This window comes from Microbacterium sp. X-17 (assembly GCF_039615055.1).
Map to the genome: position 1 here is coordinate 78,317 of NZ_JBDHNI010000003.1, position 16,815 is coordinate 95,131.

General features: G+C 71.9%; 19 protein-coding genes. 6 read left to right on the plus strand and 13 right to left on the minus strand.

Annotated features, from left to right (window positions below):
• Window positions 1-21 precede the first annotated feature (21 nt).
• On the minus strand, window positions 22-1,050 hold the full coding sequence (locus tag ABCS02_RS14670) for a 6-phosphofructokinase (RefSeq protein WP_345836407.1): 1,029 nt from the start codon (window positions 1,048-1,050) through the stop codon (window positions 22-24).
• An 80-nt stretch (window positions 1,051-1,130) separates the two neighbouring features.
• Window positions 1,131-1,751, minus strand: a complete 621-nt coding sequence (locus tag ABCS02_RS14675; protein ID WP_345836408.1) for a CYTH domain-containing protein — start codon at window positions 1,749-1,751, stop codon at window positions 1,131-1,133.
• Between the two features lie 75 nt (window positions 1,752-1,826).
• Between ABCS02_RS14675 and ABCS02_RS14680 the strand changes: the two genes are divergently transcribed.
• Both ABCS02_RS14680 and ABCS02_RS14685 read left to right on the plus strand, forming a co-directional pair.
• Window positions 1,827-2,222, plus strand: a complete 396-nt coding sequence (locus tag ABCS02_RS14680; RefSeq protein ID WP_345836409.1) for a DUF3224 domain-containing protein — start codon at window positions 1,827-1,829, stop codon at window positions 2,220-2,222.
• Between the two features lie 57 nt (window positions 2,223-2,279).
• Window positions 2,280-2,471 carry a hypothetical protein gene (locus tag ABCS02_RS14685; protein ID WP_345836410.1) on the plus strand — a complete coding sequence of 64 codons (192 nt, stop codon included), beginning with the start codon at window positions 2,280-2,282 and terminating at the stop codon, window positions 2,469-2,471.
• 34 nt (window positions 2,472-2,505) lie between these two features.
• On the opposite strand, the gene ABCS02_RS14690 is transcribed toward ABCS02_RS14685, so the two are convergent.
• The 3 genes from ABCS02_RS14690 to ABCS02_RS14700 form a co-directional block, all read right to left on the minus strand.
• Window positions 2,506-4,674, minus strand: coding sequence for a DEAD/DEAH box helicase (locus ABCS02_RS14690; protein WP_345836411.1), 2,169 nt, complete (start codon window positions 4,672-4,674; stop codon window positions 2,506-2,508).
• Between the two features lie 206 nt (window positions 4,675-4,880).
• On the minus strand, window positions 4,881-5,216 hold the full coding sequence (locus ABCS02_RS14695) for a DUF6804 family protein (RefSeq protein ID WP_345836412.1): 336 nt from the start codon (window positions 5,214-5,216) through the stop codon (window positions 4,881-4,883).
• A 112-nt stretch (window positions 5,217-5,328) separates the two neighbouring features.
• A complete protein-coding gene (locus ABCS02_RS14700) occupies window positions 5,329-5,757 on the minus strand; it encodes an RbsD/FucU domain-containing protein (RefSeq protein WP_345836413.1) in 429 nt (142 codons plus the stop codon).
• 151 nt (window positions 5,758-5,908) lie between these two features.
• Between ABCS02_RS14700 and ABCS02_RS14705 the strand changes: the two genes are divergently transcribed.
• The 3 genes from ABCS02_RS14705 to ABCS02_RS14715 are packed head-to-tail and all read left to right on the plus strand — an operon-like array spanning window position 5,909 to window position 8,059.
• Window positions 5,909-6,187, plus strand: coding sequence for a metal-sensitive transcriptional regulator (locus ABCS02_RS14705; RefSeq protein ID WP_345836414.1), 279 nt, complete (start codon window positions 5,909-5,911; stop codon window positions 6,185-6,187).
• Between the two features lies 1 nt (window position 6,188).
• Entirely contained in the window at window positions 6,189-6,716 is a 528-nt protein-coding gene (locus ABCS02_RS14710; protein WP_345836415.1) for an O-acetyl-ADP-ribose deacetylase, read from the plus strand.
• A complete protein-coding gene (locus ABCS02_RS14715) occupies window positions 6,713-8,059 on the plus strand; it encodes a M20/M25/M40 family metallo-hydrolase (protein WP_345836416.1) in 1,347 nt (448 codons plus the stop codon). Before ABCS02_RS14710 ends, ABCS02_RS14715 begins: the two co-directional genes overlap by 4 nt.
• A 7-nt stretch (window positions 8,060-8,066) precedes the next feature.
• Here the strand turns inward: ABCS02_RS14715 and ABCS02_RS14720 are convergent, their stop codons facing one another.
• The 5 genes from ABCS02_RS14720 to ABCS02_RS14740 are packed head-to-tail and all read right to left on the minus strand — an operon-like array spanning window position 8,067 to window position 13,113.
• The gene (locus tag ABCS02_RS14720) at window positions 8,067-8,660 is read right to left on the minus strand and encodes an SGNH/GDSL hydrolase family protein (protein ID WP_345836417.1); all 594 of its coding nucleotides are present in this window, start codon (window positions 8,658-8,660) and stop codon (window positions 8,067-8,069) included.
• Window positions 8,661-8,712: 52 nt separating this feature from the next.
• A complete protein-coding gene (locus ABCS02_RS14725; protein WP_345836418.1) occupies window positions 8,713-9,573 on the minus strand; it encodes an aldehyde dehydrogenase family protein in 861 nt (286 codons plus the stop codon).
• On the minus strand, window positions 9,570-11,087 hold the full coding sequence (locus tag ABCS02_RS14730) for an aldehyde dehydrogenase family protein (protein ID WP_345836419.1): 1,518 nt from the start codon (window positions 11,085-11,087) through the stop codon (window positions 9,570-9,572). Before ABCS02_RS14730 ends, ABCS02_RS14725 begins: the two co-directional genes overlap by 4 nt.
• 17 nt (window positions 11,088-11,104) lie before the next feature.
• Window positions 11,105-12,145 (minus strand): deoxyribose-phosphate aldolase, encoded by a 1,041-nt coding sequence (gene deoC / locus ABCS02_RS14735; RefSeq protein ID WP_345836420.1) that lies wholly within the window; start codon window positions 12,143-12,145, stop codon window positions 11,105-11,107.
• On the minus strand, window positions 12,142-13,113 hold the full coding sequence (locus tag ABCS02_RS14740; RefSeq protein WP_345836421.1) for a sugar-binding domain-containing protein: 972 nt from the start codon (window positions 13,111-13,113) through the stop codon (window positions 12,142-12,144). The genes deoC and ABCS02_RS14740 overlap by 4 nt, the downstream gene beginning before the upstream one ends.
• 80 nt (window positions 13,114-13,193) lie before the next feature.
• Between ABCS02_RS14740 and ABCS02_RS14745 the strand changes: the two genes are divergently transcribed.
• Window positions 13,194-14,153: an ROK family protein gene (locus tag ABCS02_RS14745; protein ID WP_345836422.1), complete on the plus strand. Its 960-nt coding sequence runs from the start codon at window positions 13,194-13,196 to the stop codon at window positions 14,151-14,153.
• Here the strand turns inward: ABCS02_RS14745 and ABCS02_RS14750 are convergent.
• The 3 genes from ABCS02_RS14750 to ABCS02_RS14760 are packed head-to-tail and all read right to left on the minus strand — an operon-like array spanning window position 14,150 to window position 16,805.
• Window positions 14,150-15,388, minus strand: a complete 1,239-nt coding sequence (locus ABCS02_RS14750; protein WP_345836423.1) for an MFS transporter — start codon at window positions 15,386-15,388, stop codon at window positions 14,150-14,152. The genes ABCS02_RS14745 and ABCS02_RS14750 overlap by 4 nt on opposite strands.
• Window positions 15,385-16,329, minus strand: a complete 945-nt coding sequence (locus tag ABCS02_RS14755; protein WP_345836424.1) for a bifunctional riboflavin kinase/FAD synthetase — start codon at window positions 16,327-16,329, stop codon at window positions 15,385-15,387. The genes ABCS02_RS14750 and ABCS02_RS14755 overlap by 4 nt, the downstream gene beginning before the upstream one ends.
• A complete protein-coding gene (locus ABCS02_RS14760; protein ID WP_345836425.1) occupies window positions 16,326-16,805 on the minus strand; it encodes a hypothetical protein in 480 nt (159 codons plus the stop codon). Before ABCS02_RS14760 ends, ABCS02_RS14755 begins: the two co-directional genes overlap by 4 nt.
• Window positions 16,806-16,815 lie beyond the last annotated feature (10 nt).

Below are 16,815 nucleotides of genomic sequence, written 5' to 3' on the forward strand. Positions count from 1 at the left end.
CTCGCGGGAAGGGAGGGGCGGTCAGCCGAAGAGCAGCTCCGCCTCCTCGTACCGCGCCGGCGGCACGGTCTTGAGGCCGCCGGTCGCGTCGGCGATCGACACGTTCACGACGTCGGTGCCGCGCAGCGACACCATCGAGCCCCAGCGGCCCTCGTAGGCCGCGTCGACCGCCGCCATGCCGAGCCGGGTCGCCAGCACGCGGTCGTAGGCGCTCGGGACGCCGCCGCGCTGCATGTGGCCGAGGACCGACGCACGCGACTCGATGCCGGTGCGCTCCTCGATCATCGGCGCCAGCATCTCCCCGATCCCGCCGAGGCGCGGACGGTTGAACGCGTCCAGGCCCTTGTGCGAGTGCGCCTCCTCCATCGTGTCGAGGTGGAAGCCCTCGGAGACGACGATCACCGGCGCGCGGCCGCGGTCGCGCACCGACTCGACCCACTCGCAGATCTGCTCGATGGACTTCGGCTGCTCCGGGATGAGGATGGCGTGCGCACCGCCCGCCATACCCGAGTGCAGGGCGATCCAGCCGACGTGGCGGCCCATGACCTCCACGACCATGCAGCGCTGGTGCGACTCGGCGGTGGTGCGGAGGCGGTCGATGGCCTCGGTCGCGATCTCCACCGCGGTGTCGAAGCCGAACGAGTAGTCGGTGGCGGCGAGGTCGTTGTCGATGGTCTTCGGCACGCCGACGATCTTGAGGCCGGCGTCGGTGAGCCGGCGGGCCGCGGTGAGCGTGCCCTCGCCGCCGATCGCGATGATCGCGTCGATGCCGTTCTCGTCCATCATCCGCTGGATGTTCTCCGGGCCGCCCTTGTCGCCCTCGAACGGGTTCGTGCGGCTGGAGCCGAGGATGGTCCCGCCCTGGCGCGAGAGGCCGCGGACGCTGTGCCGGTCGAGCGGCATGATGTCGCCCTCGACCACGCCGCGCCAGCCGTAGCGGAAGCCGGCGAACTCGGACCCGTACACGCGGTCGCCCTTGAGGACCGCGCCGCGGATGACCGCGTTCAGTCCGGGACAGTCGCCGCCACTGGTCAGGATGCCGATCTTCATGCTGCTCCGTTTCTTATTGCGCCCCTGAGCATCATGCCCGAGGTATACCGGAGCACCAAAATCCCGGCCGCCCGGGAGGCTCAGAGGCCGAGCGCGCGCTGGAGCTTGGACGAGCTCGCGGAGGGCCGAGCGCCCGCCGCCAGGAGCTCCGCCTCGATCCCGTCCAGGAGCGCGGTGCGGCGCTCGCGCGAGTCGGGCGCCCCGCTGAGCAGCTCGACCTCCCACTCCCGCCAGGCGTCGGTCGCGCCGGTCTGCAGGTTCTCGCCGCGGACGTGGTCGTCGCACAACTCGGCGAGCTCGAAGCCCGCCGCGTCCTTGAGGATGGTGGTGTCGCGCCGGTTGGTCACGCGGGCGACCGGGACCAGCACGCCGTCGCCGAGCTGCTCGCGGATCACCTCGCGCAGGTCCGCCGGCGGCTCCACGCCGTCGCCGAGCGGCCAGTGCAGCTCCGGCCGCCCCTCCTCGGTGGGCGGGAGCTTGACGTGCCAGCCCTCGTCGGAGCCGCCGCGCCGCGCGCGCACCGCGACGCGCTGCCGGGCGAGCCGCAGCTCGGCCGTGTCGTAGTAGGTCGCCACCAGTTCGGCGGTCTCGGGCTCGCTCTCGACGGCGATCGCCCCGATGCCGACGAGCTGGGGTGGGCGGAGGTCGCCGTCCACGTCGTACTTGCGCTCGATCTCGAGCTGGGTATGGTGCTGCGCCATGTCCCCTGTCTAGTCCACTTCGGCGCTGTCGCGAAATTGCAAGCAGTGCGCGGGCGCACTCGTTAAGCTCCCGGCATGGACACCGGCAGCATCGTCACCGCCCGCTTCGACGTCACCGGCTGGGACCCGGAGGAGCTGCCCGGCATCCCGGGCGACTGGCTGGGCGCGGTGGTGATGCGCAAGACGTACACGGAGGGCCTGGTCGGCGAGTCGGTCGCGCACTTCATCTCGTCCGGCACGGAGGAGGGCGGCCGCGGCTACCTCGCCGCGGAGCGGATCACCGGCACGCTGCCGGACGGCCGCTCCGGCTCGTTCACGGTCCATCACGGCGCGCTGCAGCACCCGGACGACCCGTCGGCGTTCGGCTACATCGTCCCCGGCACCGGGACGGACGACTTCGCGGACGTCAGCGGCCCGGCGCGCATCCGGCACGACGACCGCGGCGCCTACTTCGAGTTCGACCTGGGCTGAAGCGGGCGCTCGCGAACCACTCTCGTGCGGGGTCCGCCTGCGCGGTACCCTCGTGGCATGAGCGAGACGGACCGCAGCCGGGAGGACGACGACGACTTCCTCGAGGCGCAGGAGGGCGACTACGAGCCCAGCGACGTCATCCGCGACGAGGACGACCTCCCTGTGGACGACGACGAGGCCGACGACCGCATCCTGCCGGACGACGAGCGCCCGGTCCCGCTCGACCCGGACGACGCCGAGATCGCCTGACGCCGAGATCGCCTGACGCCGAGGGGCCCAGCGCCTACGCGTCGAGCGCGTCCTCCAGCAGGTGGATGAGGGCGTCCAGCTGCACCGAGTCGGCCGAGCCGAGCTCCACATCGCTGCCGTCCAGTGCGCGGGCCGCGAGGCCCTGCTTGGAGTCGATCAGCTCCGCGATCTTGGAGTCGATGGTCTGCGCGGCGATGATCCGCCACGCCGTGACCGGCTCGTCCTGGCCGATGCGGTGCACGCGGTCGATCGCCTGGGTCTGCTCCGCGGCCGTCCAGGACAGCTCGGCGAGCACGACGTTCGATGCGGCCTGGAGGTTGAGCCCGACGCCCGCCGCGGTGAGCGAGCAGACCGCGACCGCGACCTCCGGGTCGTTGTTGAAGGCGTCGATCTCCTTCTGCCTGGCGAGCGCGGACTGGTCGCCGCGGATGGAGATGGTCTTCAGGTCGCGGGCGGCGAAGGCCTCCTCCGCCGCGTCCATGACGTCGATGTGCTTGGCGAAGAAGACCACCTTGCCGACCGAGCGCGCGAGCTGCGCGGTGTAGTCCGAGGCCAGCCCGGCCTTCGCCTGGCCGATCTTGCGGACCATCGTGAAGACGTTGTCTCCGATCTTGGCCGACTTCGACTCCTCCAGCTCGGACTGCGCGACCAGGCGGATGAGGTGCTTCCTGTGCGCCTCGTCGTCGCCGTCGAACGAGTCGGGACGGCCAGCGGCGGCGGCGCGGTGGAAGCGCGCGACCAGCCGGGCGGCCAGCTCCTTCTCGGCCTGCATGATCGAGCGGCCGAGGTCGTCGTCCAGCTCCACCGGCAGGTCGACCACGCGGCGGCTCGGGAGGTCGGCGGCCACGTCCACCTTGCGGCGGCGGACGATGCCGAGGTCGATGACGGACTCGCGGGCGGCGGCGTAGAAGCCGAAGTCGGCCGGGGTGAGGCCGGTCTCCTCCAGGCTCTCCATGAGCTCGGCGGTCGGCTTGTTGCCGTCGATCCAGCCGAGGAACTGCCAGATCGCCTTGAAGTCGTCGATGTCGTTGATCAGCGGCGTACCGGTGAGCGCGATGAGCAGCGGGTCGGCCGCCTTCTCCCGGATCGCCTCGGCCAGGCCGAGCACGAGCCGCGAGCGCTGCGAGTGCAGGTTCTTGATGAAATGCGCCTCGTCGACGACCATGCCCTTGAAGCCGAGCGTGCCCAGCCAGGACAGGTGCCGGTCGAGCACCTCGTAGTTGACGATGACGACGTCGGCGAACGCGTCCAGGCCCTCGCCGTCGCCGTGGATGACGGTGGCGCGGCGGTGCGGCGTCCAGCGCTCGACTTCGCGCGCCCAGTTCATCTTGACGACGTTCGGCACGACGGCCAGCAGCGGGTAGGCGCCGGCGACGGAGGCGGCGAGGACGGACTGCGCCGTCTTGCCGAGACCGGGCTCGTCCGCGAGCAGGAACCGGCGGTGGCCCTGGCGCACGCTCTCGATGAAGCGCGACTGGTGGTGCATGAGCTCAAGGCCCTGCGGCGAGTAGCGGTCGATCTTCGGGGCGGGCGGGAGCTCCATGCTCGCGGCCTGGCCTCCCGCGCCGTACTCGAACGACTTGAACAGGGGGCCGAGCAGCTCCCACGAGTCGAGCCGGCGGCGCGGCGCGGGGGCGACGGCAGCACCCTTGCTGAAGTCGGGCGCGAGGAACGGGTTGGAGAGCTGTCGCGCCTTGACCGAGGCGGGAACGACCTGCTTCTGGGCGAGCTCCGGCGGGATGATGCTCTCGGGCGCGACCACGCGCTCGGTGGTGATGATGAGATCGTCCGGGCTGAGCTCGGTGCCGGACTCCAGCAGCCAGTCGCGCCGGATCTTCTGCGCCGTCGCGGTCGGCGGGGCGGCGCTCTCCAGCAAGGAGATGAGCGACGTGTCGCGGGCCGCGGTCTTCGCCAGGATCGTGGCGATGCCGTCCAGCCGCTTGAGCTGCTCGGCGCGCGCGGCGTCGCTCAACTCCGGATCGGCCTTGGCTCGGGCGCGCTCCTCGCGCATGAGGAACGCGATGACCTGGAATTTGGTGCGGTTCGTCGGGCCGAGCTTCTTGCCGTCCGCGGCCTTCGCCTCCACCTCGCGCACCTTGCGCGCGAGGACGGGGATGAGCCCGTCGTTGTTGGCGTGACGGTTGCGGCGCTGCTGCTGCTGCGGCCGCGACGAGGCGCGCTGCGACGCGCCTTGGCCCGACATGCGCTGTTGCGACGTGCGCTGACCCGAACGAGACATGGTCCTCCAGTGGAGGCGCCGCGCGCTGACAGAGGACGCGACGCCGTTATGGCGTGAGGGCCGGCGCGGCGGCGGGGAACGGAACCGAGTGGTCCGACCGAGCATCGCAGAACGCCGGGCGCACGGCGCAGGATGGCCGTGCAACCGTCATTTTACCGTATCGGGGCGGATCAGCGGCGTGTGTCGGCCGGAATCTTGATCAGGATGCCCGCGGCGACGAAGACGGCTGCCGCCGCGAGGCTCAGCAGCGGCAGCGCCGGGGTGAGCCCCGGCACCGGGAAGATCGGGTTCCAGAGCACGGCGATCGGGATAAGCCCGGCCAGCCACCACCGGCTCTTGGCCTGCCAGGAGAACACGCACAGGATGAGCGCCAGGATGCAGACCGCGTACTCCACGTAGGTGTACCAGTCCGCGAACGCGAGCCCGAAGAGCAGCACGAGCGCGCCGAGGATGCCAGGCGCCAGGGCGGCGCGGTTGTAGGCGGGCGGCTGCGGGGTGTATGGCACCGTCCAACTCTAGGCGACCGCGAAGGAGGCGACCGGCCGCCCCCCAGAACGGTCCGCGCCCCTGGGACGAGACCTCATCCCCGGGGCGCGGACGGCTGCTGGCGCAGGGTGTTCAGAGAGCGCCCCTGCGGAACAGGAACGCGCACGGCGGCGCGTCCGATCCCACACGGACGATGACGGCGGAATTGCGGGCCAGTGCGATGAACGGCTCGAGGTCGAGCCGGCTCATCGGGATGCGACGCAGTTCAGCGTCCGAAGCGATGCCGTTGACGGCGAAGGCGACGTCGGGGACCTCGTAGGGCTCTCCTGCGAGGTCGTGGAACACGATCGGCGACGGGTCTGCGGTGTCGAGCGGGAACACGCTGAGGATGGCCTCGGCGGCCGCTTCGGTGGTGACGTCCTCCCCCAGGTGGACGACGGGCGCGGTGAGTGCTTCTTCGGGATAGCCGCTGCCGACAAGGGTAAGCGTGTCGCCATCGTGCATGGCGTCGAGAGCGCTCAAGAGCGCACCGGACAGCAGCGGGCTGAGGTTCTTCAGCAAAGTCGGGCCTTTCCTGTAAAACGAATATTTCTCAACCCCTGTTGGGAGGATAGACCCGCCGGTATGTCCTCTCACACCCCCCTTTAGGGGGTGCACTTCCCGCTCCGCATACCTGGCCGGGGTATCCGGTTTCCGCGGTATCCTTGGTCCCGTGATCGCAGACATCAAGAAGAGGGCGCTGCACCGCACGCGCATCCTCGAGGGGCAGCTGCGCGGCCTCGAGAAGATGATAGAGAACGAGGACTACTGCGTCGACATCATCACCCAATCGCTCGCCATCCAGAAGTCCCTCGGCTCGCTCAACAAGCTGCTCGTCGAGAACCACCTGAAGACGCACATCTCCACGATGTTCGAGGAGGGCGGGGACCAGCGCGACGACGCCATCCTCGAACTCCTGAAGGTGTACGAGCTCTCGAACAACCGGGGCTGACGTGGCGGACCCCATCGAGATCGTCCGCGGCGACATCACCGACCAGGCCGTGGACGCCGTGGTCAACGCGGCCAACAGCTCCCTCCTCGGCGGCGGGGGCGTCGACGGCGCCATACACCGCCGCGGCGGCCCCGCCATCCTGGCCGCCTGCCGCGAGCTGCGCGCCACCACCCTGCCCGACGGCCTCCCGACCGGCCAGGCCGTCGCGACGACCGCGGGAGACCTCCCCGCGCAGTGGGTCATCCACACGGTCGGCCCGGTCTGGGCGCAGCGCGAGGACCGCACGCCGGAGTTGCAGAACGCCTACCGGTCGTCGCTGCGCGTCGCCCGCGAGCTCGGCGCCGCGACGGTCGCCTTCCCCGCCGTGTCCGCCGGGATCTACGGCTGGCCGATGGAGGACGCGGCGCGGATCGCGGTGAGCACCGTGCGCGCCGTGCTGTCGTCCGGCGTCGGCTCGGTCGAGCTGGTGCGCTTCGTGCTGTTCAACGACGACGCGCTGGCGGCGTTCCGCACGGCGGCCGGCGAGTGAGCGACGCCGCCCGCCTCGACGGCGACGCCGCCGTCGAGCGCTTCCGCACGCTCCTGCGCATCCCGACCATGTCCCGCAACGCGGTCGGGGAGACCGACTGGGCGGCGTTCGACGCGTTCGTGGCGGCGCTCCCGGAGCTGTACCCGCGCCTGCACGCGGTGCTCGATCGCGAGCAGCACGGCCACTCGCTGCTCTACCGCTGGCGCGGAGCGGGCGACGGCGCCCCCACCGTCCTGATGGCGCACTACGACGTCGTCCCCGCCACCGGCGAGGGCTGGGAGCACCCGCCGTTCGGGGCCGAGCTCACCGGATCGGGCGAGGACCGCGTGCTGTGGAGCCGCGGCACGCTGGACGACAAGGGAGCCCTCGTCGCCATCCTGGAGGCGGTGGAGTCGCTGGTCGCCGCCGGCCACACCCCCGCGGCGGACGTGTACCTCAGCTTCGGCCACGACGAGGAGACCGTCGGCTCCGGCGCGCAGGCCATCGTGGCATCCCTGGCCGAGCGCGGCGTGCGGCCGGCCCTGGTGTTGGACGAGGGCGGCGCCGTGGTCGAGGGCGTCTTCCCCGGCGTCACCAAGCCCATCGCCGTGGTCGGTGTCAGCGAGAAGGGCATCACGAGCGTGCGGCTGACGGTCGAGCAGCTCGGCGGCCACGCCTCCACCCCGCCGAAGCTGGCGGCGACCGTGCGGCTCGCGCGCGCGATCACCCGGCTGAACGCCAGGCCGTTCCCCGCCCGCCTCACGGAGACGAACCTCCGGATGGTGGAGACGCTCGGCGCCCACGCGACCGGCCCGCTGCGCGCGGTGTTCACGCGCGCCAGGCGGCTGAAGCCGGCCCTGGTCCCGGTGCTCGGCCGGCTGAGCGACGAGACGCGCGCGATGGTCCGCACGACGACCGCGGTCACGCAGCTCAGCGGCAGCCTCGCCGCGAACGCGCTGCCGGAGACCGCGACGGCGGTGCTCAACGTGCGCATCGCGGTGGGATCGAGCGTCGCCGAGACCGTCGCCCACCTCCGCCGCGCGATCCGCGACCCGCTCGTGCGCATCGAGACGATCGACCCGGCGGAGCCGTCCCCGGTCTCCCCCACGACCGGCCCGGAGTGGGACGCTGTGGCGGGGGCCGTCGCTGCCGTGCACCCGGACGCGGTGGTGACGCCGTACATCATGCTGGCCGCGAGCGACGGCCGCCACTTCACCGCGATCAGCGACGCGGTCTACCGCTTCACGCCGTTCGAGATGAACGCAGACGAGCGCGGGACGCTGCACGCGCGGAACGAGCGGATCCGTGTGGCGACGTGGCTGCGGGGGATCCGGTTCTATGAGGAGGTGCTGCGGGGGCGGTAGGCCGCCCCTACCCCGCCCCACCCAGGTCCGGCAACTGGATCGCCCGGCTGTTCGGCGGCAGCTGCCGCGCCCGCTCCAGCCCCGGCACCAGCTCCCCCAGCCACACCCGGTACCCCTCCGCGTTCAGGTGCAGGCGGTCGTCCGTGTACGCCGGGTTGAGCTCGCCGTCCTCCAGCGCCAGCGCCGGCCAGAGGTCGAGCCAGGCGGCGTGGACGGTGGGGGCGAACTGCCACAGGTGGCGGTTGATGTCGCGGATCTGGTCGGCGAACTCGTGGCCGCGCGGCATCACCGACTGCACCAGGATGCGCACCTCCGGCAGCTCCTTGCGGAGCGTGACCAGGATGGTCTCCACGTTGCGGACGACGTGCTCGACCGAGCGGCGCCAGGCCAGGTCGTTGGTCCCGATGAGGAGCGCGACGAGCGCGGGGCCGGCCTCCACCACGGCGTCCAGCCGGGCGACCACATCGTCGGAGGTGTCGCCCGCGACGCCGAGGTTGACGATCTCCTCGCCGGGCATCCAGGACTCCCAGTCGCCGCCCTGGGTCAGGCTGTCGCCGACCAGGACGAGAGTTCCGTGCCCAGATCCCCACCCGTCGCTCATCCTCCCATCCTCCCTCACAAGGAGGGAGGCGGGAAGGGCGCCTCAGGCGACTCTAAAGGAGCGACTTGGTATGCCAGACCGTCTTCGTCTCGGTGAAGAACGCGATGCGGTCGAGCGACGGGGCGGCGGCGTCCGGGCCGTTCTCCGGGGCCAGGACGCGCTTGAGCGTGTCGGCCGCGCCGATCTGCAGGTCCACCCACTCCAGCGCTCCGGCGCCGACCAGGTCGAGCGCGTTCACGTCGGCGTGGGAGGCCAGCCACGGGGCGATCTCCGCCGGCGAGCCGGTGAGGATGTTGACCACGCCGCCCGGCACGTCGCTCGTCGCGAGCACCTCGCTCAGGCTGATCGCCGAGAGCGGGAAGCGCTCCGAGGCGACCACGACGACCGTGTTGCCCGCGACCAGCGCGGGGGCGACGGCGCTGACGAAGCCGAGCAGGCTGGAGTCCTGCGGGGCCACGATCGCGACCACGCCAGTCGGCTCCGGCACCGAGATGTTGAAGTACGGGCCCGCGACCGGGTTGGCGTTGCCCGCCACCTGGGCGAACTTGTCGGCCCAGCCGGCGTACCAGACCCAGCGGTCGATCGCCTCGTCCACCTGCGCGCCGGCGACGGCGGCGGTGACGCCCTCGGCGTTCTGGATCTCGTCCACGAACTGCGCCCGGCGGCCCTCCATCAGCTCCGCGATGCGGTACAGCACCTGGCCGCGGTTGTACGCCGTGGCCCCGGCCCATCCGGACAGCGCGCCGCGCGCGGCCACGACCGCGTCACGGGCGTCCTTGCGGGAGGCCTTGGCGGCGTTCGCGAGGAACCCGCCCTTCGCGGAGACGACCTCGTAGGTGCGGCCCGACTCGGAGCGCGGGAACTTCCCGCCGATGTAGAGCTTGTAGGTCTTCGGCACGGCCAGGCGGCTCATTTCGTCGCTCCCTTGCGGGTCGTGGTGCGGGTGGAGGTGCGGGACGCGGTGACCGCGGGGCGAGCCGCCGGCAGCGAGCGCCCGGGCACCAGGTAGGCGCCGAGGCCATGCCTGCCGCCCTCGCGGCCGTAGCCGGACTCCTTGTAGCCGCCGAACGGGCTGGCCGGGTCGAACCGGTTGAAGGTGTTCGCCCAGATCACGCCGGCGCGGAGCTGGTCGGCGACGGCCAGGATGCGGCTGCCCTTGTCGGTCCAGATGCCGGCGGAGAGGCCGTACGGGGTGTTGTTCGCCTTGGCGATGGCCTCGGCCGGGGTGCGGAAGGTGAGCACCGACAGCACGGGCCCGAAGATCTCCTCGCGGGCGATCCGGTGGCTGGTCGACACGTTGTCGAAGATGGTCGGGGCGAACCAGAAGCCGTTCTCCGGGATGGCGCACTCGGCGGTCCAGCGGTCGGCGCCCTCGGCCTCCCCGATGTCGGAGAGCTCGCGGATGCGCTGCAGCTGCTCCGCGCTGTTGATCGCGCCGATGTCGGTGTTCTTGTCGAGCGGGTCGCCGAGGCGCAGCGTGGAGAGCCGGCGCTTCAGGCGGTCCACGACCTCGTCGTGCACGCTCTCCTGCACCAGCAGGCGGCTGCCGGCGCAGCAGACGTGACCCTGGTTGAAGAAGATGCCGTTGACGATGCCCTCGATGGCCTGGTCGATCGGCGCGTCGTCGAAGACGATGTTCGCGGCCTTGCCGCCGAGCTCCAGCGTGAGCTTCTTCTCGGTGCCGGCCACCGAGCGCGCGATCTCGCGGCCGACGGCGGTGGAGCCGGTGAAGGCCACCTTGTTGACGTCCGGGTGCGCGACCAGCTCGCGGCCGGTCTCGCCCGCGCCGGTGACGATGTTGACGACACCGGCGGGGAGGTCGGCCTGCTGCACGATCTCGGCGAACAGCAGCGCGGTCAGCGGCGTGGTCTCCGCAGGCTTGAGGACGACCGTGTTGCCGGCTGCGAGGGCCGGGGCGATCTTCCACGCCAGCATCAGCAGCGGGAAGTTCCACGGGATGACCTGGGCGGCGACGCCGAGGGCGCGGGGCGCGGGGCCGAGGCCGGCGTGCTCCAGCTTGTCGGCCCAGCCCGCGTAGTAGAAGAACCAGGCGGCGACCAGGGGCACGTCGACGTCGCGGCTCTCCTTGATCGGCTTGCCGTTGTCGAGGCTCTCGGCCACGGCCAGCTCGCGGGAGCGCTCCTGGATGAGGCGCGCGATGCGGAACAGGTACTTGCCGCGGTCGCTGCCGCTCATCTTCGACCAGACCCGGTCGTAGGCGCGGCGGGCGGCGGCGACGGCGCGGTCGACGTCGGCGGAGTCCGCGGTCGCGATGGTCGCGATGCGCTCCTCCGTCGCCGGGGAGATGGTCTGGAACGGCGTGCCGTGCCCGTCGACGAACTCGCCGTCGATGAAGAGCCCGTACTGGTCGCGCAGGTTGAGGATCGCGCGCGACTCGGGGGCCGGGGCGTACTCGAGGAAGCTCATGGTGTTGTCGTCCCGTCTCAGTCGATCGTCACGTAGTCGGCGCCGGAGTAGTGCCCGGTGCTCAGCTTCTGGCGCTGCAGCAGCACGTCGTTGAGGAGGCTGGAGGCGCCGAACCGGAACAGATGCGGCTGCAGCCAGCGCTCGCCCACGGTCTCCGCGACCGTGACGAGGTACTTGATGGCGTCCTTGGACGAGCGGATGCCGCCCGCCGGCTTCACGCCGATCTCCTCGCCGGTCAGCCGGTGCCAGTCGCGCACGACCTCCAGCATCAGCAGCGTCACCGGGAGGGTCGCCGCGGGCGACACCTTGCCGGTGGAGGTCTTGATGAAGTCCGCGCCGGCGAGGATGCTCAGCCAGGACGCGCGGCGCACGTTGTCGTAGGTGTTCAGCTCGCCGGTCTCCAGGATGACCTTGAGGTGGGCGAAGCTGCCGTCGTCGCGGCGGCAGGCCTCCTTGACGGCCACGATCTCGTCGAACACGAGGCCGTAGCGGCCGGAGAGGAACGCGCCGCGGTCGATGACCATGTCGATCTCGTCCGCGCCGGCCGCGACAGCGTCGGCGGTGTCGGCGAGCTTGACGGGCAGGGAGGCCCGGCCGCTCGGGAAGGCGGTGGCGACGGCGGCGACGTTGATGCCGCCGTGCTGGCCGGTCTCGCGGGCGACGCGTCCGGCGTGGGAGGCGCCCAGCGCCTCGACCGCGTACGGGACCATGTCGCCGTACACGCACACCGCGGCGGGCCGCGGGGCGGTCAGGTCGCTCGGGTCGGGCGTGAGAGCCTTGGCGACGAGCGAGCGCACCTTGCCGGGGGTGTCCGCGCCCTCCAGGGTGGTCAGGTCGATCAGCTCGATGATCTTGTCGAGCGCCCAGGCCTTGCTGGTGGTCTTGATGGAGCGGGTGCCGAGGCCGGCCGCGCGCTGCTCCAGTCCGACGGCGTCCACGCCGGGGATGCCGCCGAGGTAGCGCCGGAGCGAGCCCTCGGTGAGGTCGCCGCCCAGCACCTCGACGGCGCGGGCCGCCGGCGCGAGCGTGCGCACGGGCGGGGTCGTTTCGATGGTCATGACGTCTGCTTTCTCATGTTCGGCGCGCGGCCGAGGAGGTCGTTGGCGGTCGACTCGTCGGTGATCAGGGTGGTGCACAGCCCGCTGGCGACGACAGCGTGGGCGATGCCGTGCTTGGCCTCCCCCGCGATGACGGCGATGGAGGTGCCCGCGTTGCGGAGCTCGTCCAGGCTGAGGCCGAGGGTGCGGCCGTCGAGCTCGGGATCGGCGACCTGGCCCTCCTCGTTGATGAAGCGGCCGACGACGTCGCCCACCGCGCCCTTGGCGGCCAGCGCGAGCACATCCTCCGCGGAGAGGTAGCCGGAGTCGACGTGGACCGAGCTGGTGTCGACCACGCCCGCGCTGAACAGGTACGCGTTCGCGCTGCGCGCGAGCTCCAGCACGGACTGCACGGACCGGTCGGCCTCGATCGCGCGGCGGGTGGCCGCGTGCTCGAAGATCGCCGGGCTCGGCAGGAGGGTCGCGGTGCCCTGAGCCTTGCGGGCCATCACGACGGCGGTGTCGGCGGCGGCCGTGGCCTGCCGGGTGCTCGACACGCTGCCGTTGATCTGGACGGGGTTCACGCCGACCGCCCAGCCCGGGCGCAGCCGCGCGGCGACGGCGTGGAGGGTGCGGCCCCAGCTCACCCCGAGGGTGCGCGGGACCGGGCGCAGGGTCGTGAGGTAGTCGGCCGCGGCCTGCGCGACGCGGGCCTGCGAGTCGGAGTCGGACTCCGCTGCGGGCACGACGACCGCGTCCTCCAGCCCGTAGAAGCCGCACAGCTCGCGCTCCAGCGAGAACTTCCTGGCGCTCGGGTGCACGATCTCGATGCGCACGAAGCCGTGCTCGCGCGCCGCCACCAGGAGCCGGCCGACCTTCCAGCGGGAGACGTTGAGGGCGACGCCGATCTCGTCCTGGGTCTTCCCGGCTTCGTAGTACAGCTCTGCGGCTTTGACGGCGAGGATCTCGTCGGTATCGTTCAGGGCCACGCGTCCAGCATAGGTCGGTGTGCAACGGTTGCGCGTTCTCCGCTCAAATGAGCAGGCCCGGTTTCGTTTATCGTTGGGTCGTGTCTGCCACTCCCCTCGCACTCGCCGTCGACTTCGGCGGAACCAAGGTCGAAGCCGCCCTCGTGGATGCGGACGGCGTCCTCCTCCCCGGCTCCCGCCACCGCCTCCCGACCGGCCGCACGGCGACGATCGCCGACCTGGAGGCCTCGGTCGGCGGTGTCGTGCGCGACACGCTGGCCGCGCTCCCGCACGGCGCGACGGTCGTCGGCGTCGGCATCGGCTGCGCCGGCCCGATCGACCGCAGGCGCGGCCTCGTCTCGCCCCTGAACGTGCCCGACTGGCGCGACTACCCGCTCCGCGACTTCATCGGCTCGGTGGTGGCCTCCGCGGGCCTCGACGTGCCGGTGACGCTGGAGATGGACGGCGTCGCGATCACGATGGCGGAGCACTGGGTGGGCGCCGCGCAGGGCGTCGACAACGTGATGGGGATGGTCATCTCGACCGGGATCGGCGGCGGCCTCATCGTCGACGGCCGGGTCATCACCGGCCCGACCGGCAACGCCGGGCACATCGGGCACGTGGAGGTGGGCGACACCAGAGGCGAGGACACCTTCGGAGCGCCGTACGCGCTGGAGGCCATCGCCTCCGGCCCGCACACCGTCGCCTGGGCGCGCCGCCAGGGCTTCACCGGCGGCACGGGCGAGGAGCTGGCGGCAGCGTACGCCGCGGGCGACGAGGTCGCCGTCGCGGCGATCACCCGCACCGGCCGCGCCGTCGGCCACGCCATCGCCTCCGCGACCGCCTTGCTCGACCTGGAGCTGGTCGCGATCGGCGGCGGCTTCTCGCACTCCACCCCCGACCTGTTCACGCACATGCGCGAGGTGATCGAGGCGCACTACTTCCCGTTCGTGCGCAAGGTCCGCATCGTCCCGAGCGCCCTCTCCTCCGAGGGCCCCCTCATCGGCGCCGCCGCCCTCATCCACCGCAACGCGATGCTGCCAGCGAACCCCCGCGACTAGCGGTCTTCGAGGGGGACCGGGCGGGCGACGACGGCGCCGGCGGCCGCAGCGGCCAGCGCGGTCGCGGTGAGGACCACGAGCGGCACGGTCCAGCCGCCGGTGACCTGGTGGAGGATGCCGACCATCAGCGGCCCGAGCGCGCCGAGGGTGTAGCCGAGGCCCTGCGTGAAGCCGCTCAGCGCGACCGAGCCGGCGTGGGTGCGCGTGCGCACGTTGATCAGCACCAGGCTCAGCGGGAACAGCAGCGGGCCGAGGCCGGCGAACGCCACCCACAGCCAGGTCGCCGTCGCCGGGGCGAACACCAGTCCGGCGTAGCCCGCGACGAAGAACGCGACGCCGGCGTAGATCAGCAGCGACACGTTCCGCATCCGGGCGGCGAGCAGCGGGACCAGCAGGCCGGCCGGGATGCCCATGCCCGCGTAGATCGACAGCAGCGCGCCCGCCTCCGCCGGCGGCGTCCCCGCGACGTCGTGCACGAGCTGCGGCAGCCAGGCGAACATCGCGTACGCGTTGAGGCTCGACACCGCGAACACCACTGCCATCGCCCAGGCCAGCCCCGAGCGCCAGATCCGGCGGACCATCGAATGGTCGGACCCCTCGACCGCCACGTCGTGCGCGGGATGGGCCGGCCGGTGGGTGATCAGGATGCGCAGCCAGGGCACGATCGCCAGCACGCTGACCAGCGCCCACATCCCGACCGACACGTGCCAGCCGGCGGCGTCCGCGACCGGCACCGCGACCAGCGGCGGCAGCAGCGTGCTGACCGACATCACGGTCGCGTAGAGCGCCGTCACCAGGCCGATCCGGTCGGGGAAGTAGCGCTTCACCAGCGGGGGCAGCAGCACGTTGCCGACGCCCATCCCCGCGAAGGTGACCGCCGACCCGACGGCGAGCATGACGAACGAGCCGGCCGTCGCGCGCAGCAGGTGCCCGGCCAGCATCACGCCGAGCGCGATCAGCAGCACCGCCTCCAGCGACACCCGCCGGGTGAACGTCGGCGCGAGGAGCCCGAACAGCGCGAAGCAGACCGGCGGCAGCATCCCGAGCAGCCCGACCCCGACGCTCGACACCGGGAACTCGACCCGGATCTCCGCGAAGATCGGCGACAGCGCCGCGACCGCCGTGCGCAGGTTCGCCGCGACCAGCAGGATGCCGAGCAGCGCGACGGTCCGGCCGCGCCAGAGCGGGCGCGGCGCAGCGACCGACGGCGCGGTGTCCGGGGCGGCCTCGCTCACGCGCGCTCGGCCGTCAGGATGCGGCGGGCCTGCTCCACGTCGGCGGCGATCTGCGCGATCAGCGGCTCGATCCCGGCGTACGCGACCATACCGCGGATGCGCTCGGAGAACGCCACGTCGACCGTGTGCCCGTAGAGGTCGAGCTCGCGGTCGAGCACGTAGGCCTCCACCTGCTTCTGCGGCACGCCCTCGAAGGTCGGGTTGTTGCCGACCGAGATTGCGGCGGGATAGCGGGTGCCATCGTCGTCCGTCAGCCAGCCCGCGTAGACGCCGTCCGCCGGGATGAGGCCCTCCGACTCCGGCGACAGGTTCGCGGTCGGGAAGCCGAGCTCGCGCCCGCGGGCCGCTCCGTGCACGACGATCCCGCGCACCGTCGGGACGGTGCCGAGCAGCTCGGCGGCGTGACCGACGTCGCCGGCGGCCAGCAGTTCCCGGATCCAGGTGGAGGACACCCGGCGGCCGTGCTCGGGCCGCACGTCGTCGATCAGCTCGACGGTGAAGCCGTGGCGCTCCCCCAGCTCGCGCAGCAGCGTCACGTCGCCGGCCCCGCGCGCGCCGAACCGGAAGTCGCTGCCGACCAGCACGGCGGCGGCGTGCAGCCGGTCGACGAGGATGTGGCGGACGAACTCCTCGGGAGGCAGGTCCGCGAGCGCGCGGTCGAAGGCGACCATGAGCGTCGCGTCGATCCCGGTCTCGGCCAGCAGCTCCAGCTTCTGCCGGTTGCTCACCAGCGAGGCCGGACAAGTCTCCGGCGCGAGCACCTCCAGCGGGTTGCGGTCGAACGTGATGACCGCGGAGGTCAGCCCGCGCTCGGCGGCGACCGCGCGCAGCCGCTCGATCACCGCGCGGTGGCCGGTGTGCACCCCGTCGAACTTGCCGATGGTGACCGCGCTCGGCCCGAAGCCGTCCGGGATCTCCGCGACGGAGCCGAACACCCTCACGAACGCGCTCCGTCCAGCGGCTTGTGCTTCGACAGGTAGAGCAGGCCGAGGATCGGCAGGGTCAGCGGGATGAACAGGTAGCCCATGCCGTAGACGGACCACACGGTCGCGTCGCGCCCGAACGGGTCGATGTCGTGGAGGCCGAGCGTCGCCGGCGCGAACAGGCTGAGCGTCCCGATCACGAGCACGCCCACCAGCTCGAAGGTGATCGTGATCCACGCCACCCGGTACCAGACCCGTCCCGGCGCGACGAGCGCGATGGTCGCGACGATGTAGACGGCGGCCGACAGCGCGGACAGCGTGAACGCGACCGGCGCCTCGTGGAAGCGGTCGATGATCTGGAAGACGCTGCGGCCGGTCGCGGCCAGCGCCAGCACGCCGTAGACGAAGACGAGGACGCGGCCGACGCCGGTGATGCGGCGCTTCGGCGACTCGTCACCGCTCTGCTCACGGGCGGACATGGTGTGGTGGGACATCGCTAACGAT